A 23316-nucleotide genomic window follows, 5' to 3' on the forward strand; every position below is an offset into this window, starting at 1 on the left:
GCGAACGCCTGATCTGGTGGGCGTATTTATGGAGTTGCTCGACTTGCCAGCGCCACAGATGGCGCTGGCATGGTTGCAGTGGCCCCCCAGCATTGAGGTGACGGCTTGCGGTGCTTTTGGAAATGCCCGTCATGTTCTTCAGGAGCGTGGCCCGTTCTGGATCAAGGAACGATCCGAGAGCAGCATCCCAGCTTCGCCAGGCGGTGGGGGTAAATTCCCGCTCGATATCACGGTACAGTTGCAGGGCGTCTGGGACAGCTTCGATTGCGTTGTTCATACCAACAAGAGAAGCACGTTCCAGACGTGCTTTTTATCGATATACACACATTGCAACTCATGAGTAGAAGAGGAAGATGAAGCAAAGTCAGTAGTACGGGTAAAATGGTCATCGGGTCTCCTGGGGGCAGTCTTGAGAACTTCACCCTAGCGGAGACCCTTTTTTTGGTCCATTTCAATTTTTCGTCAAAACTGTCCGAATCATTGATGAATTCCCAGCGCCTGAAGCGCCACATCCACCTGAGCTTCTAAATCCTCCACAGTGCCGCCGTTCTCGATCACAAAGTCAGCCTTCTGCCGCTTCTCGATGGCGGAGGTCTGGCGGGCGTCTCTGGCCAGCACCTCTTCACGCGAGAACTGGCTGCGCTCCATCACGCGCGCCACACGCCGCTCCAGCGGGGCGTCCACCACCAGCACGGCATCCATGCTGGCTTCCAGACCACCCTCGAACAGCAGCGGCACGTCCTGCACGGTCCACCGCGCGCCGTCCGCCACGGCCTGCTGTTCCAGCGCAGTCATGCGGGCGCGCACGCGCGGGTGGACAATCGCGTTCAGCTCGGCCAGCCGGGCCGGATCGGCAAAGGCGACGGCGGACAGGGCCGGGCGGTCCAGCACGCCGCCCCTGACCGTGCCGGGAAAGGTGGCCTCAATCTGGGCCAGCGTTTCCGGTTCCTCCGTGACTAGCCGGGCCTGGGCGTCGGCGTCCAGCACGGTCAGCCCGCGTGCGCGCAGCAGCGTCGCCACGGTGCTTTTGCCCGCACCGATGCTGCCGGTCAGGCCTAGACGGCGGGGGTGGGCGGCAGAGGTTTTGGGAGCCGTCATGGCGATGACTATACGGGAGTGGCTCGTCAGCCCCGCGTCAAAGAGGTGATGGACACTGCGGGCAGATGAATCCCCCGCGCGTCCCGCTGGCCTGCTCTCACTGGCCCGCTCTCACTGGCACTTCACCCCCGCGCGCCCGGCACTCCCGTATCATGCCGGGCGTGTCCCATGACGATCAGGACGTGGTTTCGGATGGCCAGGAGGGATCGGCACAGTATGATCTGTGGAACTTACCCCACCACCACCAACCCACGGAGGTTTTCCAAGTGAATCGACGCAAGAGTATTTCCGGCCTGCTGTTCCTGGCCGCCGCACTTCTGGCCGCACCGGGCCACGCGCTGGCCCAGAACCAGATGGCGCAGCCACCCGCCCCGGTCCAGACGCCGCCCGCGCAGACCACGCCTGTTACGCCTGCACCCGTCACGCCAACGGCACCTGCCCCCGCCCCGGTCACGCCCGCTCCTGCCCCCCCCACGCCAGCGCGCACCATTCCAGCGGCCAACTACGTGGCGCAGGGCGTGTTCAATTACGAGCAGGGCAAGTACGACGAGGCGTATGTGGCCTTCCGCGCCGCCTCCGAGCTGGACCCCAAAAATGTGGACGCCCTGCTGGGGCTGGGGCGTTCGCAGGTCAAGCTGCGTCTGTTCGGCCCGGCGCTGGACACGCTCAAGAATGCGCTGGAGCTGGACGCGGTCAACCTGAATGCCTACATCTACCTGTCGCAGGCGTATGTGCAGCAGTACATCGGCTCAGGCGATCCGCAGGCGTTCGTGGGCAACCTCCCCGAGGCGCTGAAGGTGCTGGACAGCGCCGAAACCATTGCCAGAGCGCAGACGGGCAAGCCGGGCGAGGTCAGTCTCAGCCGGATCTACAACGACCGGGGCTACGTGTACAAGTTGCAGGGCGACGTGGGCAAGGCCATCGAGGCTTTCAAGCAGGCCAACACCCTGAACCCCGACAACAGCGTGCTGCTGTTCAACCTGGGGGACATGTACTACGCCACCGGGGACCTCAAGGCGGCGCTGGATTACCTGCAACAGGCGGTCATCGCCGATCCGCGCGATCCCTACAACCGCGCGTACTACGCCAAACTGCTGGCCCTGAACGGCGACGCGGGCGCGGCCAAGTCCGAGGCGGCCCAGGCTGCCCGGCTGGCCCCCACCAACGCCTACGCGGTGGGGCAGTACGGCGTGGTCAGCTATCTGGCCGGGGACCGTGCCACCGCCAAGACCCAGCTCACCCAGGCCGTGACCCTGGATCCGCTGCGCAACCCCGAGTTCTACTACTATCTGGGCCGCCTGAGCCTGGATGTCGGTGATCTCAAGGGCGCGCGCGACTCGTTGACCCGCGCCGCCACGCTGGGCAGCCGCACCCCCGAATACCTGTATTACCTGGGCCTCAGCTACGAGCGCGGCGCGGGCGCGGTGGCCCCGGACCGCCTGAAGGCCCGCGACAACTACGAGCGCGCCCTGCAACTCAGCCCGGCGTACAAGGCCGCGCAGGACGGTCTGGCCCGCGTGCGCTAGAGCGTCAATCGGTTAAAGGGGGAGCCAGTGCCGTGTGCATGTGGCTCCCTTCTTCTGGCACAGGATGTGCCTCTGGCATGGGCTGGAGCATGTTTGCTATCATCACGCTCCACATCCCCCCTTCATCTTTTTCGCTGTCATCTCCTGGCAAGGCCAGCCGTCCTAGCCTGTGGAGAGTTCGGTATTTACCCGCTGGGCCATTCAAAAGGAGTTTTCTGATGCAGAACATCCCATCCTCTCCCCGTTTCCTGGGCGGCCTGCTGCTGACCTGCACATTGCTTCTGACTGCCTGTAGCGGTGGAGGAACGCCTGCCCCGGACAAGCAGGGCGGCCAGGGCGGGGGACCGGACCCCAGTCCCGCAGAAACCCGGATGCTTCAGGCGGTGAACACGGCCCGCGCCACCGCGCGCAAATGCCAGGGCAAGGATTTTGCGGCGGCTCCTGCTCTGGCCTGGAATGGCCTGCTGGGCAAGGCTGCCCGCGCCCACGCGCAGGACATGGCGTCTCGCAACTACTTTGACCATGTTTCACCGGATGGTGGGACCATGCAGATGCGTGTCGAGGCCGCCGGTTACACCGACTGGAAGAATCTGGGCGAGAACATCGCGGCGGGCTTCAGCGACACCCAGGTCCCGGAGGCGATGACCGCCTGGCTGGCCAGTAAGACAGGCCACTGCGAAACCCTGATGGACCCGGCCCTTAAGGAAGTGGGCTTCGGTTACGCCCCCAGCACGGGTGGCGAGTACAACGCCTACTGGGTGCAAGATTTCGGGAGCCGCTAACCAAAAAAGATCAGCCCCGCGTCGCCCTCTGCCGCGCCACGAACGCCAGAAACTCTGCCTGCCCCAGCGTGTTAATGATCTGATCCGGCCTCAGCCCCGCCTTGCGCGCCACCGCCACGCCGAAACGGGTATCGGACAGGCCGCTGGCAACGTGGGCGTCGGTGTTGATGGCGAAGGTCAGGCGCTCGCGCCAGCGCAGGGCGTCGCGCCAGTCCAGGTCCAGGCGGGCGGCGTTGGCGTTGATCTCCACAACTGTACCGTTGGCCTCGCAGGCGGCCAGCACGGCTTCCAGGTCCAGCGCATAGCCGGGGCGGCGCAGCAGCAGGCGGCCCGTCGGATGTCCCAGAATGGTAATGAGCGGGTGTGAGGCCGCCAGCACCAGCCGTTCGGTCTGCCTAGCCGGGTCCAGCGTGAACAGGCTGTGGACGCTGGCGACGACGTAATCCAGTTCCAGCAGCACGTCATCCGGGTAGTCCAGCGAGCCGTCGTCCAGAATGTCCACCTCGGCTCCGGCCAGCACGGGCAGCCCCTCGGCCTGCAAAGCCCGGATTTCGGCGATGTAGGCGTGCAGGCGCTCGATGCTCAGGCCGTTGGCGTAGTGCGCGGCGCGTGAGTGGTCCCCGGTGCCCAGATAGTGTTCATTGTGGCCGTGGCCCAGACCCACTGTCGCCCCCACCATGTCGCGCACCGTCGCCGCGCCGTCGGACCAGACCGAGTGGGTGTGCAGCATCCCGCGCAGATCGCCCACCGTGACCAGTGCCTCCGGCGGCGGCAGTGTCTGCCAGATTCCATCGTGTTCGGGTTCGCGGTACTCGGCGGGGCGTAGGGATAGGCCCAGGGCGTCGGTCACGTCCTGCTCGGTGGGGGTGGGGATCAGGACGCCATCTTTCTTCAGCCCACGTCCGCTGAGATCGAAGCCCTTCGCCTTCGCGTCGGCCCGCAGTTCCTCGCGGTACTTCGCCGGGCCGCCCATCATCAGATCGAGTGCGCCGCGTGTCCCGGCTGGCGCGTAGGCGATTTCCACGGGTACCCCATCCACCCGGCCCGCCAGCACCGGCTTTTTCTCCACCGGGGCCAGATCTTCCACCATGCCTGCCAGCCGCGCCGTAACCTCTTCAGACGTGCCAGTCACCGTCACGCGGGCCACCCGCACGGTGTCCAGGCCGCGCCGCGCGTCGCCCGCGATTCGTCCGTCCAGATCGGCCAGTCGCGCCGCCAGCGCCCCCGAGACGTCCAGCCCGGTGCTGAGGCTCTGGCGTTCCTGCGAGGCCAGCGCGAAATCCACCGCCTCCAGAATGGTGGCCGCGCTCTTTGCCCCAAATCCCTTGGTCCCCGCCACCCCGCCGCTCTGTGCGCCCTCGCGCAGGCGTTCCAGCGAGTCGAATCCGGCGTCCCACAGGGCGCGAATCTTCTTTGGCCCCAGCCCGCGCACCCGGAACAATCCCAGCACACCAGGGGGAATCTGGCTGGCAGCGTCCTCCAGCGGGCCAAAGGTGCCGCTCTGCATGTACGCGCCCAGCTCGGCGGCGATGTTCTTGCCCACCTTGGGAATGCCCGCAAAATTCTTTGCCGCCAGCTCGGACGCTTCCGCCTCCAGCCCCTCCAGACTGCGGGCTGCGCTGCGGTACGCCTGCGCCCGGAAGGCCTCCTCGCCCAGCAGGTCCAGCAGATCGGCGGTGGAATTGAGGGCGTGGACAAGGGATTTGCGGGTCAGGTCAGCCACGGGGGCAGTTTAGTGCAGCCCGCCTCCATTTTCCGTCGCCGCTTGCCGGGCGATGTTCATCCTGGGCAGAATACGGCCATGCCACTGACCCTGACCCAGTTGCGAAAGTCCACGCAAGAGATGGACGCCCCCGAATTGCGTGGCCTGATCGAGGAGCTGTTCAAGGCCAACGTGACCAACAAACGCCTGTTGACGGCGCTGCTGGAAGGCGACAGCAGCGACCTGCTCGCCAAGCTGGACAGCGAACTGCTCAGGGCGTTCCGCGATGAGGGCCGGATGCCTACCATGCGGGTGGGCGGGGCGAAAAAGGCGCTGGCCGCGTACCTGAAAGTCGCCTCGCCCATGCAGGCGCTGGACGCGGAACTGCGCTACGTGGAGGCGGGGATTCGCTGCCTGAACGCCTACGGCGACTGGCCGGAAAACAATTACAGCAGCATGGAAAAGGTCTTCGAGTCGGCGCTGAAGCGGGCGCGCACGCTGGACGCAGACGCCGTGCCACACAAACGCCTGACTGCGCTGGTCAAGGACGGCGGCGGCTTCGGCTACGGCTTTTCCGATCAGCTCCAATGGCTTTACGACGAGTTTATGGAGGAGTTGGAAGGGGATTGAAAAAGGCGGGAAGCATCACGCTTCCCACCCCTTTTTGTCTAAATCTAATCAGTCTGCGAAGCGCTTCAAAACGTCCCGGCTGATCACCAGACGCTGCACCTCGTCGGTGCCTTCTCCGATGCGGGTCAGGCGGTTGTCGCGCCAGAAGCGTTCGACGGGGTATTCCTTGACGTAGCCGTAGCCGCCCAGCATCTGAATGGCCTCGTCGCAGGCTTCCACGCCCACGGTGGTGGCAAACAGCTTGGCGCGGGCCACGGGCGTGGTGAAGTTCTCGCCCGCGTCCTTCAGGTCGGCGGCCTTGCGGATCAGCAGGCGTGCGGCTTCCAGCTTGGTGTCCATGTTCGCCAGCCGGAAGGAGATGTCCTGGTTGTAGGCAATCGGCTTGCCGAACTGTTCGCGCCCCAGCGTGTATTTGGCGGCAAACTCGAAGGCGGCGCGGCCCAGGCCCAGGCCCATCGCGGCAATCCCCACGCGCCCGCCGTCCAGCACCTTCATGACGTCCTTGAAGGCGTTGCCGCGCTCGCCCAGCAGGGCATCAGCCCCCAGGTGGATGTCCTCGAAGATCAGTTGCGCGGTATCACTGCTCCTCAATCCCAGCTTGTCTTCTTTGCGGCCAATCGAAAAGCCCTGAACCTCATCGCGGTTGAACACAAAGGCGCTGATGCCGTCGTTCTTGCCCTTGCCCTCGCGGGCGGCGTCGGTGCGGGCCAGGATCACGTAGGTGCCGCCCACGCTGCCCTGCGTGATGAAGTTCTTGGAGCCGTTCAGAATCCACGAGCCGTCCGCCTGCTCCACTGCCTTCGTTTGAAGGCCGCCGCTGTCGCTGCCGCTGCCGGGTTCGGTCAGGCCCCACGCGCCCAGCTTCTTCGCGCTGGCAAGGTCTGGCAGGAATTTCTGCTTCTGCGCTTCCGTGCCGCCGATCAGGATGTGGCCCTGACACAGCGAGTTGTGGCTGGCGACGGTCAGGCACAGCGAACCGTCCACCGCTGCGATTTCCTCGATGATCATGGCGAAGGTGGCGGTGTCCAGCGCCGAGCCGCCGTATTCCTCCGGCGTCTGCGCGCCCATGATGCCCATCTCGCCCAGTTCCTTGACGATCTGCATGGGGAACTCGCTGGTCTGATCGCGCTCGGCAGCGCCCGGCTCCACCTTGTTCTTGAGGAAGGACTTGAGGGCACTGACAATCGTGCGCTGATCGTCGTTCATAGGCTCGACGTTGGGGCTGATGGCGGCGGTGGTGCGTTCCAGGGTGCTGGTCATAATGTTGCCTCCGGCAAGGTCTAAAGGTCAAAGGGTCAAAGGAGAGATTGGGTGGATGTTTCTGGTGGAATTAGCGCTGAAGGTGCGACAGCACCACATCTAGGGCGTCGGGGTTTTCCAGGCTGCTCAGATCGCCCCTGACCTCGCCGTGTTCCAGCAGATCGCGCAGCAGGCGGCGCATGATCTTGCCGCTGCGGGTGCGGGGCAAAGTGGGTACCACATGCACGGCGGCGGGGCGGGCGTATTTGCCCACGCCACGCACGATGGCCTCGGCCAGTTCCTCGTTCAGGCCCGCGCCATCACCTACACCGGCGCGCGGCACCACGAAGGCCACCGGCACCGCGCCGCGCAGCTCGTCGGGGCAGGCCACCACCGCCGCCTCGCTGACCGCCGGGTGGGTGATTAAAGCGGCTTCCAGCTCCATCGTGCCGATGCGGTGGCCCGACACGTTCATCACGTCGTCCACCCGGCCCGTCACCCACAGTTGCCCGTCCGCGTCGAACAGGGCGGCGTCGGCGCTGGCGTAGCGGCCCGGAAACTCGCTGAAATAGGTGTCGTGATACCGCTGCGGACTGCCCCAGACCGTGCGCGCCAGACAGGGAAACGGCTCGGTCAGGGTCAGGAAGCCCAGTTGCCCGGCCTCCACCGGCTGCCCGCCCTCGTCCACAATCTCGGCGCGGTAGCCCGGCAGCGTCTGGCCGCAGGAACCGGCCTTGGTGTCGGTCACGCCTACGATGGCTGAGGCCCAGGCCGTGCCGGTCTCGGTCTGGCCATAGGTGTTGTTGACAAATGCGCCGAAGGTATCAGCCGTCCAGTGCCAGGTTTCGGGATCCAGCGGCTCGCCCACCAGCGAGATCAGCTCCACCTTGCTCAGATCATGGCCCTCCAGCGCGTCCTGTCCGGCGCGGCGCAGCATCCGCAGGGCGGTGGGGGCTGTAAAGATCTTATTGACGCCGTACTTTTCGATCAGTTCGTAGGGGCGGCCCGGCGTGGGGGTGTCGATGCTGCCCTCATACAGCACCTGTGTCACGCCGTTTGCCATGCCGCCCACCAGCGCAAAGATCGGCACCACCAGCCAGCCCACGTCCGCCGTACACCAGTAGCTGTCCTGTGGGCGCAGGTTCAGTGACCACTTGACGTTGGCGTAGGTGCCCACCAGAAACCCCAGCCCCGAATGCACCAGCCCCTTGGGCTTGCTGGTGGTGCCAGAGGTATAGATGATGAAGCCGGGATCGTTGGCCTCCAGCATCACGGGCGCGGCCAGGCGCTCGGTGCGGGCCATCAGCGCGGCCCAGTCGTGTTCGTCTGGCTGAGAAGTCACATCCAGATTCAGGCGGTTGATGACGATGACGTGTTCAATGCTCTCTATGCCGCGCCGCGCCTCGTCCAGCACGGGTTTGAGGGCCACCACCTTGCCGCGCCGCAGCGTGCCGTCGGCAACGATGACCACCCTGGGCCGGGCGTCTTCCAGACGGTCACGCACCGCCGCCGCCGAGAAGCCCGCGAAGATCACCGAGTAGATCGCGCCAATTCGGTAACAGGCGTGAATGGCGATAAACGCTTCGGGGATGTTGGAGAGCAGCAGCGACACCCGGTCACCTTGTCCCACGCCCAGATCCTCCAGCACTGCGGCGAAGCGGGCCGTCTCGGTGGTCAGGCGGCCATATGTCCAGGTTTCGGTCAGGCCGTCCTCGCGCTCGTAGTGCAGGGCCACCTTTTCGGGGGTCTTGGCCGCGTGGCGATCCAGGCAGTTGACACTGACATTGCCCCTCGCGCCCACGAAGTAGCGGAAGTCCCCCAGCTCGCCGTCCAGAATCTGTGTCCACGGCTCGGCCCACTCCAGCTCGGCGGCCACCCCGGCCCAGTACTCGGTGGGCGGCAGCGCCCGCAGACGCTGTGCCTCCTGCGCCGAGATAACCGCCTGACCTTTCAGGGCCGCATCCGGCGAAACGAGGGCTTGATCGAGCAGGGGGGGCGTTGTGGTCATGGGGGTTCCCTCCGGGAAGGTCTATGAGGTCTAAGGGTCTGAAGGTCAAAGGGTCTAAGAAGGGAGAAAAGCCAGGGATTGCAGTACGAAGTTCGTGTGATGGGGAGGAGGAAGGTGGCCGGGTCTGGTCTTTTCCTTAGACCTTTAGACTTTTGACCCTTGGACCCCGCAGCTCAGTCACGCGGTTTCACACCTGAAACACGCCCACCCGCAGTTCGTCCTGATGCGGGTTGCCCGCGCAGGCGTCCAGCGCACGGATCAGGCGGTCACGGGTATCGTTGGGCGGAATGATCTCGTCCACCCACAGGCGGGCGGCGGCATAGCGGGGATCGAGTTCGGTGTCGTACTTGGACTTGACCTCGTCGTAGAGGCGCTTCAATTCCTCGTCGTCCGGCTCATGTCCGGCGCGTTTCAGGGCCGCGAGTTGAATGTCCATCAGGGTTTTGGCCGCCGCGTTGCCGCTCATCACCGCGTACTTGGCGCTGGGCCACGCGAAGATGAAGCGCGGGCCGAAGGCCTTGCCGTTCATGGCGTAGTTGCCCGCGCCGAAGCTGCCGCCCGTGATGATGGTGATCTTGGGCACCACGCTGTTGCTCACGGCGTTTACCAGCTTCGCGCCCCGGCGGATGATGCCTTCCTGCTCGGAATCGCGGCCCACCATGAAGCCCGTCACGTCGGACAGGAAGACGAGGGGCACACCCGCCTGATTGGCGTCCAGAATGAAGCGGGCGGCCTTGTCGGCAGAGTCGCCGTAGATGACGCCACCCACCTCAATGCGCGTCCGCAGTCCCGGTTCGCCGCCTGACTTGAGCTTCTTCTTGATCACGGTGCGCTGGTTGGCGACGAAGGCCACCGGGTAGCCGCCCACCCGCGAGAAGCCGCACACGATGGTTTCGCCGTATTCCGGCTTGAACTCGTGGAACTCGCCGCCGTCGGTAATGGACGTGATCAGGTCCCGCACGTCGTAGGTCTTGCCGCTCTCAAAGCCGACAATCTCGCTCAGGTCACGCCCCGAAGCTTCCCGAACCTCCGCCCGGCGTCTGGCCCACGGCGCAACGTCGCCCTGCGCGTACAGATCGGCCAGTGCCCGCACCCGCCGCAGTGCGGCATCGTCGTCCGGCTCCTTGTAATCCACGGTTCCGGCAATCGCCGCGTGCATGTCGGCCCCGCCCAGTTCCTCGGAGTCCACCACCTGACCAATGGCGGCGCGCACCAGCGCAGGCCCGGCCAGATACAGGCCCGAACCCTCGGTCATGATCAGGGTGTCGCACATCACCGGCAGGTACGCCCCGCCCGCCACGCAGTTGCCCATGATGGCGGCGATCTGCGGAATGCCCCGCGCGCTCATGCGGGCGTTCAGATAGAACACGCGCCCGAAGTCGTCCTGATCGGGGAAAATCTCGTCCTGCATGGGAAGGTAGACGCCCGCGCTGTCCACCAGATAGATCAGCGGCAGATGGTTTTCCAGCGCGATGGTCTGCGCCCGGATCACCTTCTTGGCGGTAATTGGGAAGAACGCGCCCGCCTTGACGGTGGCGTCGTTGGCAATGACCATCCACGGACGGCCTGCCACAGTGCCAATTCCGGTGACCACGCCGCCGCTGGGGCAGCCGCCGACATCGGTGTACATCTCCCACCCGGCAAAGGTCATCAGCTCGTCGAAGGGCGTGCCTTCGTCGGTCAGGCGGGCAATGCGTTCACGGGCGGTCAGGCGGTTCTTGTCGTGCTGGCGGGCCTGGGCCTTTGCTCCGCCGCCTGCGTGAACCTTGTTCTTATCGGCCTCAAGGCGTGCCAGAGCTTCAGCCCACGCGGAGCTGACTGGCCCTGAACTGGCGGCAGACTGCGCCGGGGCGCTGGTGTCGGTTTCGGTCATCTGTACCGGACAGTCTAACAAACGCTCGTTAGGTTGTGGGGCAAGTGGAAACACAGTCTGGGGAGTACGGCCCGGTGGTCTGGACACGGTAAAGACGGGGCGGTGGCGGTATCGTTGGGTGTAAGGAGGACACTGCATGACTGAAGTTGATCCCAGAGTCCCCCGTGACCCGCTGGTTTTTCGCAAGGCGAGAGACGTGGTTGGCCCCCCTCAGCGCGAAAAAACCGACGAGGAAATTCGCGCAGAGATGAAAGACATCGTGCGCCGAAACGCAGCGGTCCTTCAGGCTCTAGCCAAGCTGTGAAGCGGCACAGGTCATGACTGGCCCTCTGGCTGCCACCTACTTCTATCGCTACCGGGGTCAGAATTTCCCCACCAAAAAGTACGTCCTGGAACTTCACGACGATGTTCTGGAGGTGTCTGAAGGGCGTTCTGGTGTGGCGCATGTCGGCGTGATTGAAAGTGCCGTCAACAAGCCCGTGACCTCTGTGATGGGTAAGGACGCCTATCCCACCTTTCTGACCAAGGTTGCCGCCATCGGCTACACGCTGGCCCATGATCACGGATTCAGCGACGGCAACAAGCGCACGGCGTTGCTGGTTATGCTGGCAACGTTGGAACAGAATGACCTTTACCCCGATCCAACCGAACGCGAAAAGCTGACCGCCGCCATCCTCGCGGCCATGAACCTGCTGGATGTGGCGGGCCTGCGCGTGACCCTGATGCTGTGGTGTGGCATTGATCCCGCCGACGCTGAAGCCTGAAAAATCTGTGCTGACAAAAAAAACATCTGCCTCCAGAGCTGTCGTATGGAGGCAGAGATTCACATGTAACCGAATGATGTAGATCTATGTTTATGGTTACAGGTGGCGTATTGATATAGGTAAGGTTATTTTCAGACCAGGAAATCAGTTGTCTTCGCGCGTCCAGGTGATCAGATATAACATGCGGCCCCGGTCATCTTCGATCTCGACATGGTCATCTGAGATTTCGGCCACGGTATAGCCGTAACCCTCCTGAGAAGCCGCGCGGATGGCACGGTAGGTTTCAAAGCAGCCGACGTTTTCCATGCCATTCGCGGTGGGTCTCAGGAGGGTGTAGGACATGTGCATAAGGTAAGAGGTTGGTTAATACAAAACACTGACAGTTATTGGGATGCGTCTGGGACCACAAATATTTGGTGAACACCAGATGACGCCGCCTCCAGCCTAACGGGCGTTTGGCCCGGCCTCCGCTTGTTAAACTGCCCCATGACCGTGACTGATACGCCCGTTCCCGCCGAGAGCGGGATGACCAGTGGTATGGGGTTTGCCCTGAACGACGATAGCCGCATGATCCTGCAACACGTCCGCGACTTCTGCCGCGCCGAGATCGCGCCGCATGCCGCCGAATATGACCGCAGCGGCGAGTTCCCGCACCAGCAGTTGCGCGGGCTGGCCGAGATGGGCCTGCTGGGGGCCACGGTGCCGGAAATGTGGGGCGGCGCGGCCCTGGACAGCGTGACCTACGCCCTGTGCCTGGAAGAAATCTGTGCGGCGGACGCCAGTGTGGGTGTGATCGTCAGCGTGCAGAACGGCCTGCCCGAGCAGATGATCTTCAAGTACGGCACCGATGCCCAGCGCGAGAAGTACCTCAGACCTCTCGCCAGCGGAGAGAAGATCGGTGCGTTCTGCCTGACGGAAGCCAGCGCGGGCAGCGACGCCGCCAGCCTGCGCCTGAAAGCGGTTCGTGATGGCGACGACTGGGTGCTGGACGGCGCGAAAGCCTGGATCACCAGCGGCGGTCAGGCCGAAACGTATCTGGTCATGGCCCGCACGGGCGGCCCTGGCGCACGCGGCGTGAGCTGCTTTATCGTCGAGAAGGACACGGATGGCCTGAGCTTCGGCAAGCCCGAGGAAAAGCTGGGCATGCATGCCGCACACACCACCACCGTCACCTTCGACGGCGTGCGTGTGCCCCACGAGAACATGGTGGGCGAGGAAGGCCAGGGATTGATCGTGGCCCTCGCCAGCCTGGACGCCGGGCGCATCGGGATTGCCATGCAGGCCATCGGCATTGCCCGCGCGGCGCTGGAACACGCCACTAAATATGCCAACGAGCGCGAGCAGTTCGGCAAGAAACTGCGCGAGTTTGAGGGCGTGTCGTTCAAGATCGCCCGCATGGCCGCCCGCATCGAGAGTGTGCGGCTGGTGGCCCTGAAAGCCGCGTGGCTCAAGGATCAGGGCGTTCCGTACGGCAAGGAGGCCAGCATGGCCAAACTGCTGGCCTCCGAGGCAGCGGTGGACTGCGCGAGAGATGCCATTCAGATCTTCGGCGGCAACGGGTACAGCCGCGATTACCCGGTGGAACGCCTGTTCCGCGACGCCAAGGTCACCGAGATTTACGAGGGAACTTCCGAGATTCAGCAACTGGTGATCAGCCGGGCCGTCTTCGCGGAACTGGAAGGCTGATGCTGGTGGCGCTGGCGCTGGGGTTTACCCTCCAGACCGCGCAGGGTCAGCCGTGGTCCCTGGCCGGGGTGCTGGGCAAGGAGCGCGTGCTGATCGTCAGCAACCCTCCTGCCGCCTATCTGGCCGGAGTGCGGCGACAGGACGCCGAATTGCAGGTGCGTGACCTGCGCGTGGTGGCGCTGCTGCCCCCCGGTGACGCCCGCCTGAACGGCCCAGCCGCATTGATGCTGACCCTGCTGGCCGATCCCGGCGGCAAGGTGGGCGCGCAGTATGGCCGCGCCGCGCTGATCGGCAAGGACACGGGAATCAAGGCGCACTACCAGACCTTCCCGGCCCTGAACACGGTGGCCGCGCTGGTAGACACCATGCCCATGCGGCGGCAGGAGCAGCGGGTGCGGGGGCGTTAGTGTAGGGAGGCGGAAGTTTTGTAAGCGGCCTGTCTTTTTGACCTCCATTAAGAGAAGGGGGTGGGAGGAGGGGTTGCTGTCTTCCTGACCCGGCATCTTCAATTAAGATCGGCTGTATGGCAAACCTCCGTTCTCCTGCCCGCCGTTCCCGCCTGCCCGCGCTGGGTGTGGGTGTTCTGCTCGTTGTCGGCGCATTGGCCGGGGCGACGGCGTACACCAGCAACCAGACCGCCCAGACCCAGCAAACCCTGGCCCAGACGCTTGAGGCCCAACTGGAGGCCACGGGCTATGCCAAAGTCAAATCTTCCACCTACCAGCGCGGCCTTTTAAGCAGCACCCAGACCATGAATGTGACGCTGGGCAAGGGAACGGAAGATGTGGCCCTGATCGTGGTCAACCACATTCAGCACGGGCCATTTCCGGGTTTCCAGGCAGTGGGTAATGCCATCGTCGATACCGAGGTCCGTTTTGCTGATCCGGCCCTTCAGTCCAGAGTCGAGAAGGCGTTCGGGAACCAGAAACCCACCATCCGCACTGTCGTGGGGCTGGGCGGCGGCACCTCCACCCACCTCGACATTCCGGCTGGCACGCTGCTTGAGGAGGGCGACGTGGGAAGCTCCACGTTGAGCTGGCAGGCCATGACCGGCGACATCGAGAACAGTGGCCTGAAGTCCAGCACGCGGCTGAGCTGGCCTGAATTCAAGCTCACCTCGGAGGACGGGGTGCTGACCATCAGCGGCATGGCCCTGAACGGCAACGCCGTCAAGCAGAACGCGGACGATCCGCTGGGGGTGGGCGAGCAGGTGCTGACGCTGGCGTCCGCGACTTACGGCGGTACATCTGGCGGGGCGCAGGATGGGCTGGACCTCAAAGACCTCAAGGTCAGCAGCGTCAGCACGCTCAAGGACGGTTTTTACAGTGGCGGCGTCCAGTACAACATCGGGCAGCTCGGATTCTCAGGGCTGGGAAGCGGCACGCAGAGTCTGAAGAATGTGCAGCTTCACCTGAGCATGGGCCACCTGAGCCGGGAACCGCTGGCCCGCATGGTCACCACCCTGCAAACCCTGGGCCAGCAACTCCAGGACGATCCCGACGCGGCGGACCTGAGCGAGGCGCAGAAAAAGGCCCTGACCGATGACGCGCTGGCGCTGCTGCGGGCCGGGCCAGTGTTCGCCATTGACCGCCTGAGCCTCACGCAGACGGGCGGCGATATCGTGCTGACGGGCAAGGCCGAGCTGCCTGGAGCCAGTGAACTGGACGCCGAAACCGCCCAGATGCTGGCGTCCAGCCCGGCACTGGCGCTGGGCATGGTCAAGGTGCAGGCGCAGCTCAAGGCCGCCGAGCCTGCGCTGCGCGAATTGCTGGGTGCGCTATCCCCCGACGCCGCCGCTGGCGTTCAATCCCTGATCGACATGGGCTATCTGGAACGCCAGGGCAACGATCTGGTCAGCACTCTGGCCTTTGGAAGTGGCGAGGCCACCATCAACGGTCAGGCGCTGGGTGGCGGATTCTAGAGGCTAAAGAGCCGCCTCCACATGTCCTGCCGTGTTAGTGGTTTGCTCAACGTATGGCGCGTGGCTACCGGGTCTTGCCACAGCTTCACGCATGTTGCCAGAGCATCGGCGTGGTGGGGCGCAGGGTGGGGCAACGTCAAATCCCTTCAAAGAAGTCGCTGTCTATTTTCTTGACCAGATACGTGCTGCGGGTGATCACGCCCACGCCGTACTGGATCATTAAGTCAGCCAGCGTGTCGCCGCCGATCAGAATGATGTTGCCGATTTGCCGGGCCGTATCCGTGGCGCTTGAGCTGAAGCCTGCGGTGGTGATCAGAACGCCCTTGGACGCCTTGTGATACGTCAGGCTGCCAGAGAAGTTGCGAACCTCCTGACTGCCCACGTTGTTGGTCCACTGTTTGGCCTGAACGTAAACCTTGTCCAGCCCCAGTGGGTCTTGCTTGACCACGCCGTCAATGCCGTTGTCGCCGCTGCGCCCTAGCGCCTGCCCCGCGTCGCGTACGCTGCCGCCGTAGCCCATTGCCACCAGAAGTTGCACCACCAGAATCTCAAATTGCTGCGGTGTAAGGGCACGCACCTGTGTGAGCAGTTCGTCGGCCAGGGCGGCGCTGAGTTCGGTGTACAGGGTGTCAAGTTGCTCATCCGGCGACTCGCTATGCACTGGAGCTATCGCTGGGGCTACTTCTTGAGTGTCAGATTTGCGATTGGCTGTGCGGAAAGACAGAAACTCTGGATACTCGTCAAGATCAGAGGTCACGATCTTTCCTGATTTCTGCTTCAGCAGTGCGCGGCCACGTTCTGAAATCTGCCCGTGGCCTCTTTTGGTAGAGGTGAGTAAACCTGCCTTGGACAAGTAGGTTACTGTCCAGTTGATGCGGTTCACGTATCTCGGTTCTGCGCCGCTTGGAACCAAGTCCTCCCGATCTTCCTGGCTGATTTCCATGAGGTCCGCGACAGTTTCCCGAATGTCGCGCCAGCGATACTCCCGCCCGTCTTGCAGAGCTTCGAGCGTTGGGCGGAAGAAGCTCTGAAAATCGGGAACGGTCATAGCCAACTTTAGCCGAACAAAAAGAGCCGCCCACCCCAACGGCAGACGGCTCAATTCTGAACTTTCCTCAATCAGTCTGTGTAAGCCCCCACCGCCGCGCTGCTTACCAGCTTGGCGTATTTCGCCAGCACGCCGCGCTTGTAACGCGGCTCCGGCTGGACCCACTCGGCACGGCGGCGCTCGATCTCGGCGTCATCCACATGCAGCGTCAGTTCGCAGGTTTCGGCGTTCAGCTCAATCGTGTCGCCCTCGTGAATCAGGGCAATCGGGCCGCCCACATACGCTTCGGGGGCGACGTGGCCCACCACCAGCCCGAAGGTGCCGCCCGAGAAACGCCCGTCAGTGATCAGGCCCACGCTGTCGCCCAGGCCCTTGCCGATGATCGCGCTGGTGGGCGACAGCATCTCGCGCATGCCCGGCCCGCCCTTCGGCCCCTCGTAGCGGATCACCAGCACGTCGCCGGGGTTGATCTGATCGGCCATGATGGCGTGCATCGATTCCTCCTCAGATTCAAAGACGCGCGCTGGGCCGGTGATCTTGATGCTTTTCAGGCCGCTGATCTTGGCGACGCTGCCCTCCGGGGCCAGATTGCCGCGCAGGATGGCGAGGTGGCCCTGCGCGTACAGCGGCTCGGCGTAGGGGCGAATCACGTCCTGTCCGGCGTCGGGCGTATCCTGCTCCTGCTCAAGATTCTCGGCAATTGTCTTGCCCGTCACGGTCAGGCAGTCGCCGTGCAACAGGCCCTCTTTCAGCAGCATCTTCATCACGCGCGGAATGCCGCCCACCTCGTGCAGGTCGGTTGCGACGTATTGCCCGCTGGGTTTGAGGTCACAGAAGACCGGGGTGCGTTCGCGGATGCGCTCAAAGTCCGCCAGGGTCAGGTCAATGTCGCAGGCGTGGGCAATCGCCATCAGGTGCAGCACGGCGTTGGTGCTGCCGCCCACGGCCATGATGACGGTGATCGCGTTCTCAAAGGCGTTCTTGGTCAGGATGTCCAGCGGGCGAATGTCGTTCTCAATCAATTTGAGAAGTGCGCGGGCGCTGTCGGCGCTGCTAATGGCTTTTTCGGCGTCCACCGCGCTCATGGTGCTGGAGTTCGGCAGGCTCATCCCCATCGCTTCAAAGGCGCTGCTCATGGTGTTGGCGGTGTACATGCCGCCGCAAGAGCCATTGCCGGGACATGCGCGGCGCTCGATCTCGTTGAACTCTTCGCGGCTGATCTTGCCCGATCCAATGGCCCCCACCGCCTCGAACATGCTCACGAGCGTCAAGTCTTTGCCGTTGTAGTGGCCGGGTTTGATGGTCCCGCCATACACAAAAATAGCTGGAATGTTCAGCCGCGCAATGCCGATCATGGCTCCCGGCATGTTCTTGTCGCAGCCGCCCACCACGATCACGCCGTCGTGCGACATGCCCCGGCTGACGGTTTCGATGCTGTCGGCGATTACCTCGCGCGACACCAGCGAACACTTCATGCCTTCGGTTCCCATGCTGATGCCGTCTGACATGGTGATTGTGCCGTAGACGTGCGGCATCCCGCCGCCTTCCTGAATGGCCCCCTGGATGTGTCCGGCCAGCTCGCCCAGACCGTTGTTGCACGGCGTGATGTTGCTCTGCGCGTGCGCCACGCCGATGATCGGCTTCTCAAAATCGCCGTCCTGAAAGCCCACCGCCCGCATCATGGACCGGTTGGGGGCGCGTTCGTCGCCCTGCGTGACCTGGTGAGAGTTCCAGTTGAGCTTGGCCTTTTTGGCGGTGTCGGTCATGGCTACAGGGTAGCGCTGCCGTCAGGTCAACACGCCGGGAGGCTCAGACAGGGGAGAGGGGGGGCCAATACCCGTTGAGTTGGAATGTGAAAAGAAACCCCTCTCCTGCGGAGCTGTGCCAGCCAGTCTGCTTCGCAGCCAGCTCCCCTCAAAAGGGAGCCGAGAGGTGCAGTTAAACGTGCCACACGCTATCTCCTTGCCTCCCTTCTAAGGGGAGGTCCCCCGAAGGGGGGGAGGGGTTACCCCAAAACCGCCAGCACACACCTCTCCAGCCCTACTCCTGACTGGTAATAAACGGCAGGTTCCGGTCATATTGCGACCTGTCCAGACCGTAGCCGTACACAAAGGCGTCGGGGATGGTGAAGCCCAGGTATTCCACCGGAACCTCTACCTTGCGGCGACTGGGTTTGCTCAGCAGCGCGGCGATCTTGATGGTGGCGGGGCCGCGCCCTTCCAGGTAGTGCAGCAGGTAATTCATGGTGATGCCGGTGTCCACGATGTCTTCCACCAGAATGACGTGGCGGTCACTGATCGGGAATTGCAGATCCTTGACCAGCCGCACCTCGCCGCTGCTCTGCTTGGCGTTGCCGTAGCTGCTGGCCTGCAAGAAGTCCATGGTGCAGGGCATGTCCAGCGCGCGGACCAGATCGGCGTGGAACATGAACGCGCCGTTCAGCACGCAGATCAGGTGCGGCTCACGGCCCGCGTAGTCCTGGCGGATGCGGGCGGCCAGCTCAGTGACGCGGGCCTGAATCTGCTCACTCGTGATCTGCACCGGGCCGGAGCCGGGAGCAAGGCGGGAAGGGGAGGTGGAGCCGGAAGCAGCACTCATATAGGTGTCAGGCTAACATGCGCCTTCGCCACTCCGCGCTCTTCTGTCTCGTGTTCTCTGTGGGGCGGCGGCCCCGTATACTCCGGCGCGTGAATGGCCTGCCTTCCCTCGACTTGAGCCGCGTGCCGGGTGTCCTGGGCCGCATCGTGCAGGAGCGGGCCGGAGATTACGCGGCGGCCAGCCCCGAACTCGGTCCCGCGCGCCCCGCCGCTCGCCGGTTTGAAGCGGCCTTGAGCGGCCCGGGACTGGCCCTGATCGCCGAGGTCAAACGCGCCAGTCCCAGCCAGGGTGCGATTGCCCCGCTGGACCCGGCGACAGCGGCGCGGGCCTACGAGACGGGCGGTGCGGCGGCCATCAGCGTCCTGACCGAACCCCGTCATTTCGACGGCAATCTACAGGCGCTGCACGACGTGATCGGCGCAGTGGGATTGCCCGTCCTGCGAAAGGATTTCGTGGTCCATCCCGCCATGCTGCGCGAGGCCGCCGAGTGGGGCGCGTCGGCGGCGCTGCTGATGGTCAGTGTGCTGGGTGAGGCCACGGGCGCATACCTGGAAATGGCCCACCACCTGGGTCTGGACGCGCTGGTGGAAGTCCACGACGAGGCCGAACTGGACGTGGCGCTGAAAGCCGAGGCGCGCATCATCGGCGTGAACAACCGCGATCTGACCACCCTGAACATCGATCTGGCGGTCAGTCCGCGCCTGATCCGGTTGGCCCGACAGCGCGGCTTTGCGGGCGTGCTGGTGGCGGAAAGCGGTTACCGCACCCCGGACCAGATTGCAGAGATTCGCCCGCTGGCCGACGCTGTGCTGGTGGGCAGCAGTCTGGCAGGCAGCGGTGATCTGGGGACGGCGGCCCGGCAGCTCATGACGCCCTGACCCGTTTGCCGACTTTCTCCACTTCGGGCGTATGTCCGTGAGGCTGTAGTTGTTGCTCCCGAAAAAAGTGGCCCACGGGGTACACTCCTCATCAGATCATGTCCAGCCCCGATACCCAGATTGTTTTCGTGGTCTCTGCCGACCGTGCCCGCGCCTCGCAGCTTGCGCCCTTGCTGAGGCGGGCCTCGGTGGTGCATGTCGCCGACGCCGAAACGCTGCTGCGCGAGGCCCATGTCCAGCCGCCCGCCGTGGCGCTGCTGTACACCGATCTGCCGGGCGTACCGCTGTCGCAGGTGCTGCCCATGCTGCGCCAGCGCGCCGAACTGGCCGGAACCCAGTGGCTGGCGGTGGGCACCCGTGGCCTGGGGGCGCTGCTGTCTGCCGGGGCCGACGCTCTGATCAGCGACAGCACCGCCCCCGACGCGCTGGCCTTGCAGGTGGGCAACATGCTGGCCCGCGCGCGGCAGCACCACGATCTGCATGGCCGGGTGGCCGCCCTGCAACGCCGCAGCGACGACTGGGAACACGAGGAAAAAGTGCGCGACCAGTTGATCCATATGCTGGTGCATGACCTCAAAAACCCGATTGCCGCCGTGATGGGCCTGCTGGAAATTGTGCAGGACGACGCCCGCGTCCCCGACGACTCGCGTGAGCTGTTGAAGGTGGCCCGTGACGAAACCCAGCATCTGCTGCATCTGGCGGTCAATATGCTCGATATCCGCAAGATTCAGGCGGGCAAGATGAACCTGCGCCGAGAGCTGATGTTCTCGCCGATGTTCCAGGAAGTCATGGCCCTGGCCTGCGGAGACGTGGGCAGTGGCCTGCGTGACCGCGTGATGCGCACGGATGTGGAGAGCAACCTCAGCCCGGCCAGCGCCGACCCGGAAATCCTGCGCCGGGTCATGGCCAACCTGATCAGCAACGCCATGAAGCACACCACGGGCGGGGGCCACATCTCCATCACGGTGCGTTCGGTCAAGGACGCCGTGCAGATCGGCGTGCAGGACGACGGCGAGGGCATTCCCGCCGACGATATTCCCAACCTGTTCGCCGCCTTTGAGCAGTCGCGCCTGACCCTGCACGGACGCTTTGACACCGGCATGGGTCTGGCCTTCTGCAAACTGGCCGTCGAGGAACACGGCGGCCATATCGGCGTGCAGTCCGAGCGCGGCCACGGGGCCACGTTCACCTTCTCGCTGCCCCTGGCCCACGACGCCGACGACGACGATTTCGTGGAACTGTTGAACTGAGGGTCTGGCGGCTCTGGACTTTTGCCTGTGTTTCGCAACTGTAGGTGGCGCTTCCAAATGCCAGACAAGCCCTGAACAGCCCGGTTCCGTGGCAGTTGATAGGAACGGGCAGGTATCCCCAGTTCAACCCCAGTCCTGCGCCCCAGACAGACTTGCTGGTTTTCGTCTGCCTGGGTTCTTGCCGTTTCCACTTCACCCTGGCAACACAGAATCCGGCGGCGACAGAGACGGCCAGGAACTGCGCCCGGTAAGCGTAAACGTGGTAAAACAGAGGGGTAACATAACCCAACGTTTCATTCGTCCACCTCTCTTTTTTTGATGCTACTCGTGCCGTTTTTCACGAGCAGTTCAGGATTTGTAGAGAGCCAAGGTGGAAAAGGAGCATCGTTATCGAATACCTCAACTTCGTGATCATGTTGCTGGTGGCTGTGGGCATTGGCGTGCTGGCCGTTATTGTCAGCGCCATCCTGGGGCCAAAGAAGGGCAGCCGCGCCAAACTGATGGCCTACGAATCGGGCAATGATCCCGAGGGCGGCGGCGTCGGCACCGGCCAGCGTTTCCCGGTGCATTTCTATCTGGTGGCGATGCTGTTCATCGTCTTCGACATCGAAACGGCCTTCTTCTACCCGCTGGCCGTGGCCTACCAGAAACTGATTCCCTTCGCCTTCTTCGAGGCCCTGACCTTCGTGCTGTTGCTGCTGGTGGGCTACGTGTACGTGCTGAAAAAGCGGGTGCTGGAATGGGCGTAGTAGGCGCTTTGCGCCGTCTAAGGGTCGAAGAGTCCAAGGGTCTAAGAAAAGGCTCGCACTCTCCTCTTAGACCCTTAAACCTTCAGACCCTTAGACCGACACCGGAGGTGGCTCCATGCCCCTGAAAGAACTGATCGACCGCGACTGGCAGGAACTGGAATCCGAAGGCATTCTGTTTTCCAGCCTGGAAAAACTGGTGGCCTGGGGCCGCAGCAACAGCCTGTGGCCTGCCACTTTTGGGCTGGCGTGCTGCGCCATCGAGATGATGAGCAGCACCAATGGGCGCAACGACATGGCCCGCTTCGGCTCCGAGGTGTTCCGCGCCAGCCCCCGGCAGGCGGACGTGATGATCGTCGCCGGACGCCTGAGCAAGAAGATGGCCCCGATCATGCGCCGGGTGTATGACCAGATGCCCGATCCCAAATGGGTGATCAGCATGGGCGCATGCGCCAGCAGTGGCGGCATGTTCAACAACTACGCCATCGTGCAGAACGTGGACAGCGTGGTGCCGGTGGACATCTTCGTGCCGGGCTGCCCGCCGCGCCCCGAAGCATTGATCTATGCCGTGATGCAGCTTCAGAAAAAGGTGCGCGGTGAAGCCTTCGATCAGTTGGGCCACCAGTTGCCGATGGTGGATGCGTGGACCCGGTGACGGGCGGCGGGGATGACAAGAAAGGCATCCCAGAAGCCGAGCGCCTGACCGGGCGCGGTGGGGGAATGCAGTCCTCGCAGTCTCAGGCCCAGGCAAAACCGGCGCAGGCTGCTGTTCGCGCTGATCCACCCGCCATCATCGTCACGCCGAGTCCGGCCCCGCCCGTAGAGGTGGAAGTCACGGCCAGCGGCGCGGCGGTGGGCAGAGCGCCCGCATCCATGCCCGCGCCGCCCGCAGACCCACGCGACGTGACCGGATTGATCGCCGAACTCGGGCTGACCGAGGACGATACCGCCGAACCCACCGCCCTCGTCCCATCCGAACGGCTGCGCGAGGTGGCCGAGTCGCTCAAGGAACGCGGTTTCATGCTGATGGATACGGTGGGCCTGGATTACCTGACCTACACGCAGCCCCGGCCCAAGCGTTTTGCCGTGCTGCACAACATCTATCATCCCTATGACCACCGCCGCCTGTTCCTGCGGGTGTGGCTGGACGACGGTGAGGCGCTGGATAGCCTGTACCCGGTCTGGAAGGCCGCCAATTACCTGGAGCGCGAGGTCTATGACCTGATGGGCGTGGAGTTCGTGGGTCACCCGGACCTCCGCAAAGTGCTGACGCCGGACGATCTGGAAGGCCACCCCCTCCGCAAGGACTTTCCGCTGGGCGAGACGCCCACGCTGTTCCGCGACGGACGCTTTCTGGACCCTGCCGCCTTTCGCGCAGGCGTGACCGGGCAGCAGTCCGGCCTGACAGGCTACCGGGGCGAACTGCGGCGCGGGCGCGGCGAGGACCGCCTGCCCCCAGTGATGCCCGAGGGGGGGCCGAAGTGATGTTGAGAGTTGATCGTAGAAGGTTGATGGAAAGAGAGAAAGGCTGGTGGTTGGCCTTTTCCATCCACCATCCACCATTCAC

23 protein-coding genes and 1 pseudogene are annotated in these 23316 nt (G+C 63.9%); 13 read left to right on the top strand and 11 right to left on the bottom strand.

The features are described 5' to 3' along the window. The coding region (locus tag BOO71_RS27425) for a hypothetical protein (protein WP_139323198.1) at positions 1 to 277 on the bottom strand (277 nt) is incomplete at its 3' end. Between the two features lie 200 nt (positions 278 to 477). Beyond that, positions 478 to 1098, bottom strand: coding sequence for a dephospho-CoA kinase (gene coaE, locus BOO71_RS25130; protein ID WP_075836969.1), 621 nt, complete (start codon positions 1096 to 1098; stop codon positions 478 to 480). 266 nt (positions 1099 to 1364) lie between these two features. Between coaE and BOO71_RS25135 the strand changes: the two genes are divergently transcribed. After that, positions 1365 to 2624 (top strand): tetratricopeptide repeat protein, encoded by a 1260-nt coding sequence (locus BOO71_RS25135; RefSeq protein WP_075836970.1) that lies wholly within the window; start codon positions 1365 to 1367, stop codon positions 2622 to 2624. Positions 2625 to 2842: 218 nt separating this feature from the next. Beyond that, the gene (locus BOO71_RS25140) at positions 2843 to 3406 is read left to right on the top strand and encodes a CAP domain-containing protein (RefSeq protein WP_075836971.1); all 564 of its coding nucleotides are present in this window, start codon (positions 2843 to 2845) and stop codon (positions 3404 to 3406) included. Between the two features lie 10 nt (positions 3407 to 3416). On the opposite strand, the gene BOO71_RS25145 is transcribed toward BOO71_RS25140, so the two are convergent. Beyond that, on the bottom strand, positions 3417 to 5129 hold the full coding sequence (locus BOO71_RS25145; RefSeq protein ID WP_075836972.1) for a DNA polymerase/3'-5' exonuclease PolX: 1713 nt from the start codon (positions 5127 to 5129) through the stop codon (positions 3417 to 3419). Between the two features lie 78 nt (positions 5130 to 5207). Here BOO71_RS25145 and BOO71_RS25150 point away from each other — a divergent pair, with 78 nt between their 5' ends. Then, positions 5208 to 5738: a hypothetical protein gene (locus tag BOO71_RS25150; RefSeq protein ID WP_075836973.1), complete on the top strand. Its 531-nt coding sequence runs from the start codon at positions 5208 to 5210 to the stop codon at positions 5736 to 5738. 48 nt (positions 5739 to 5786) lie between these two features. On the opposite strand, the gene BOO71_RS25155 is transcribed toward BOO71_RS25150, so the two are convergent. From BOO71_RS25155 to BOO71_RS25165, 3 genes are all read right to left on the bottom strand, one after another. Then, positions 5787 to 6998 (bottom strand): acyl-CoA dehydrogenase family protein, encoded by a 1212-nt coding sequence (locus BOO71_RS25155; protein ID WP_075836974.1) that lies wholly within the window; start codon positions 6996 to 6998, stop codon positions 5787 to 5789. Between the two features lie 70 nt (positions 6999 to 7068). Next, a complete protein-coding gene (locus BOO71_RS25160) occupies positions 7069 to 8985 on the bottom strand; it encodes an acetate--CoA ligase (protein ID WP_075836975.1) in 1917 nt (638 codons plus the stop codon). Positions 8986 to 9172: 187 nt separating this feature from the next. After that, the gene (locus tag BOO71_RS25165; protein WP_075836976.1) at positions 9173 to 10858 is read right to left on the bottom strand and encodes an acyl-CoA carboxylase subunit beta; all 1686 of its coding nucleotides are present in this window, start codon (positions 10856 to 10858) and stop codon (positions 9173 to 9175) included. 136 nt (positions 10859 to 10994) lie between these two features. On the opposite strand from BOO71_RS25165, the gene BOO71_RS28150 reads away from it, so the two are divergent. Together BOO71_RS28150 and BOO71_RS25170 are read left to right on the top strand one after the other, a co-directional pair. Beyond that, positions 10995 to 11162 (top strand): hypothetical protein, encoded by a 168-nt coding sequence (locus tag BOO71_RS28150; protein WP_175607538.1) that lies wholly within the window; start codon positions 10995 to 10997, stop codon positions 11160 to 11162. A 13-nt stretch (positions 11163 to 11175) separates the two neighbouring features. Further along, positions 11176 to 11622: a type II toxin-antitoxin system death-on-curing family toxin gene (locus BOO71_RS25170; RefSeq protein WP_075836977.1), complete on the top strand. Its 447-nt coding sequence runs from the start codon at positions 11176 to 11178 to the stop codon at positions 11620 to 11622. 144 nt (positions 11623 to 11766) lie between these two features. Here BOO71_RS25170 and BOO71_RS27430 read toward each other — a convergent pair whose 3' ends face one another. Beyond that, entirely contained in the window at positions 11767 to 11964 is a 198-nt protein-coding gene (locus BOO71_RS27430) for a hypothetical protein (protein WP_139323199.1), read from the bottom strand. 144 nt (positions 11965 to 12108) lie between these two features. On the opposite strand from BOO71_RS27430, the gene BOO71_RS25175 reads away from it, so the two are divergent. The 3 genes from BOO71_RS25175 to BOO71_RS25185 all read left to right on the top strand — a co-directional run bounded on the left by BOO71_RS25175 (position 12109) and on the right by BOO71_RS25185 (position 15229). Continuing rightward, the gene (locus tag BOO71_RS25175) at positions 12109 to 13308 is read left to right on the top strand and encodes an acyl-CoA dehydrogenase (protein WP_439823041.1); all 1200 of its coding nucleotides are present in this window, start codon (positions 12109 to 12111) and stop codon (positions 13306 to 13308) included. After that, positions 13308 to 13715 carry a DUF4174 domain-containing protein gene (locus BOO71_RS25180; RefSeq protein WP_075836978.1) on the top strand — a complete coding sequence of 136 codons (408 nt, stop codon included), beginning with the start codon at positions 13308 to 13310 and terminating at the stop codon, positions 13713 to 13715. Before BOO71_RS25175 ends, BOO71_RS25180 begins: the two co-directional genes overlap by 1 nt. A 116-nt stretch (positions 13716 to 13831) precedes the next feature. Beyond that, the gene (locus tag BOO71_RS25185) at positions 13832 to 15229 is read left to right on the top strand and encodes a YdgA family protein (protein ID WP_075836979.1); all 1398 of its coding nucleotides are present in this window, start codon (positions 13832 to 13834) and stop codon (positions 15227 to 15229) included. A 136-nt stretch (positions 15230 to 15365) separates the two neighbouring features. Here BOO71_RS25185 and BOO71_RS25190 read toward each other — a convergent pair whose 3' ends face one another. The 4 genes and pseudogenes from BOO71_RS25190 to hpt all read right to left on the bottom strand — a co-directional run bounded on the left by BOO71_RS25190 (position 15366) and on the right by hpt (position 18875). Then, positions 15366 to 15986, bottom strand: a complete 621-nt coding sequence (locus tag BOO71_RS25190) for a restriction endonuclease (RefSeq protein WP_439823042.1) — start codon at positions 15984 to 15986, stop codon at positions 15366 to 15368. A gap of 27 nt (positions 15987 to 16013) precedes the next feature. Then, a pseudogene (locus tag BOO71_RS29350) lies at positions 16014 to 16277 on the bottom strand (winged helix-turn-helix domain-containing protein); the annotation flags it as partial. 71 nt (positions 16278 to 16348) lie between these two features. Then, on the bottom strand, positions 16349 to 18043 hold the full coding sequence (gene ilvD / locus BOO71_RS25195; protein WP_075836981.1) for a dihydroxy-acid dehydratase: 1695 nt from the start codon (positions 18041 to 18043) through the stop codon (positions 16349 to 16351). A gap of 274 nt (positions 18044 to 18317) precedes the next feature. Continuing rightward, the gene (hpt, locus tag BOO71_RS25200; RefSeq protein WP_075836982.1) at positions 18318 to 18875 is read right to left on the bottom strand and encodes a hypoxanthine phosphoribosyltransferase; all 558 of its coding nucleotides are present in this window, start codon (positions 18873 to 18875) and stop codon (positions 18318 to 18320) included. An 89-nt stretch (positions 18876 to 18964) separates the two neighbouring features. On the opposite strand from hpt, the gene trpC reads away from it, so the two are divergent. The 5 genes from trpC (at position 18965) to BOO71_RS25225 (ending at position 23234) form a co-directional block, all read left to right on the top strand. Next, positions 18965 to 19753 carry an indole-3-glycerol phosphate synthase TrpC gene (gene trpC / locus BOO71_RS25205; protein WP_075836983.1) on the top strand — a complete coding sequence of 263 codons (789 nt, stop codon included), beginning with the start codon at positions 18965 to 18967 and terminating at the stop codon, positions 19751 to 19753. Positions 19754 to 19851: 98 nt separating this feature from the next. Beyond that, positions 19852 to 21003 (top strand): ATP-binding protein, encoded by a 1152-nt coding sequence (locus BOO71_RS25210; RefSeq protein WP_075836984.1) that lies wholly within the window; start codon positions 19852 to 19854, stop codon positions 21001 to 21003. A 413-nt stretch (positions 21004 to 21416) separates the two neighbouring features. Next, positions 21417 to 21752 carry an NADH-quinone oxidoreductase subunit A gene (locus BOO71_RS25215; protein ID WP_075836985.1) on the top strand — a complete coding sequence of 112 codons (336 nt, stop codon included), beginning with the start codon at positions 21417 to 21419 and terminating at the stop codon, positions 21750 to 21752. Between the two features lie 115 nt (positions 21753 to 21867). Further along, positions 21868 to 22404, top strand: coding sequence for a NuoB/complex I 20 kDa subunit family protein (locus BOO71_RS25220; protein WP_029474828.1), 537 nt, complete (start codon positions 21868 to 21870; stop codon positions 22402 to 22404). Positions 22405 to 22622: 218 nt separating this feature from the next. After that, complete coding sequence (locus BOO71_RS25225) at positions 22623 to 23234, top strand: NADH-quinone oxidoreductase subunit C (RefSeq protein WP_075837013.1); 612 nt, start codon at positions 22623 to 22625, stop codon at positions 23232 to 23234. Positions 23235 to 23316 lie beyond the last annotated feature (82 nt).

Source organism: Deinococcus marmoris, from assembly GCF_001949125.1.
GTDB classification, from domain to species: domain Bacteria; phylum Deinococcota; class Deinococci; order Deinococcales; family Deinococcaceae; genus Deinococcus; species Deinococcus marmoris_A.

Coding starts and splice junctions, on each gene's coding strand:
- BOO71_RS25180 (WP_075836978.1), top strand. CDS start 13,308: ATGCTGGTGGCGCTGGCGCTGGGGTTTACCCTCCAGACCGCGCAGGGT.
- ilvD (WP_075836981.1), bottom strand. CDS start 18,043: ATGACCGACACCGCCAAAAAGGCCAAGCTCAACTGGAACTCTCACCAG.
- BOO71_RS25170 (WP_075836977.1), top strand. CDS start 11,176: ATGACTGGCCCTCTGGCTGCCACCTACTTCTATCGCTACCGGGGTCAG.
- BOO71_RS25165 (WP_075836976.1), bottom strand. CDS start 10,858: ATGACCGAAACCGACACCAGCGCCCCGGCGCAGTCTGCCGCCAGTTCA.
- BOO71_RS25150 (WP_075836973.1), top strand. CDS start 5,208: ATGCCACTGACCCTGACCCAGTTGCGAAAGTCCACGCAAGAGATGGAC.
- BOO71_RS25160 (WP_075836975.1), bottom strand. CDS start 8,985: ATGACCACAACGCCCCCCCTGCTCGATCAAGCCCTCGTTTCGCCGGAT.
- BOO71_RS28150 (WP_175607538.1), top strand. CDS start 10,995: ATGACTGAAGTTGATCCCAGAGTCCCCCGTGACCCGCTGGTTTTTCGC.
- BOO71_RS25210 (WP_075836984.1), top strand. CDS start 19,852: ATGTCCAGCCCCGATACCCAGATTGTTTTCGTGGTCTCTGCCGACCGT.
- BOO71_RS25185 (WP_075836979.1), top strand. CDS start 13,832: ATGGCAAACCTCCGTTCTCCTGCCCGCCGTTCCCGCCTGCCCGCGCTG.
- coaE (WP_075836969.1), bottom strand. CDS start 1,098: ATGACGGCTCCCAAAACCTCTGCCGCCCACCCCCGCCGTCTAGGCCTG.
- BOO71_RS25140 (WP_075836971.1), top strand. CDS start 2,843: ATGCAGAACATCCCATCCTCTCCCCGTTTCCTGGGCGGCCTGCTGCTG.
- BOO71_RS25155 (WP_075836974.1), bottom strand. CDS start 6,998: ATGACCAGCACCCTGGAACGCACCACCGCCGCCATCAGCCCCAACGTC.
- hpt (WP_075836982.1), bottom strand. CDS start 18,875: ATGAGTGCTGCTTCCGGCTCCACCTCCCCTTCCCGCCTTGCTCCCGGC.
- BOO71_RS25220 (WP_029474828.1), top strand. CDS start 21,868: ATGCCCCTGAAAGAACTGATCGACCGCGACTGGCAGGAACTGGAATCC.
- BOO71_RS25225 (WP_075837013.1), top strand. CDS start 22,623: ATGCCCGCGCCGCCCGCAGACCCACGCGACGTGACCGGATTGATCGCC.
- BOO71_RS25215 (WP_075836985.1), top strand. CDS start 21,417: ATGTTGCTGGTGGCTGTGGGCATTGGCGTGCTGGCCGTTATTGTCAGC.
- BOO71_RS25175 (WP_439823041.1), top strand. CDS start 12,109: ATGACCGTGACTGATACGCCCGTTCCCGCCGAGAGCGGGATGACCAGT.
- BOO71_RS27430 (WP_139323199.1), bottom strand. CDS start 11,964: ATGTCCTACACCCTCCTGAGACCCACCGCGAATGGCATGGAAAACGTC.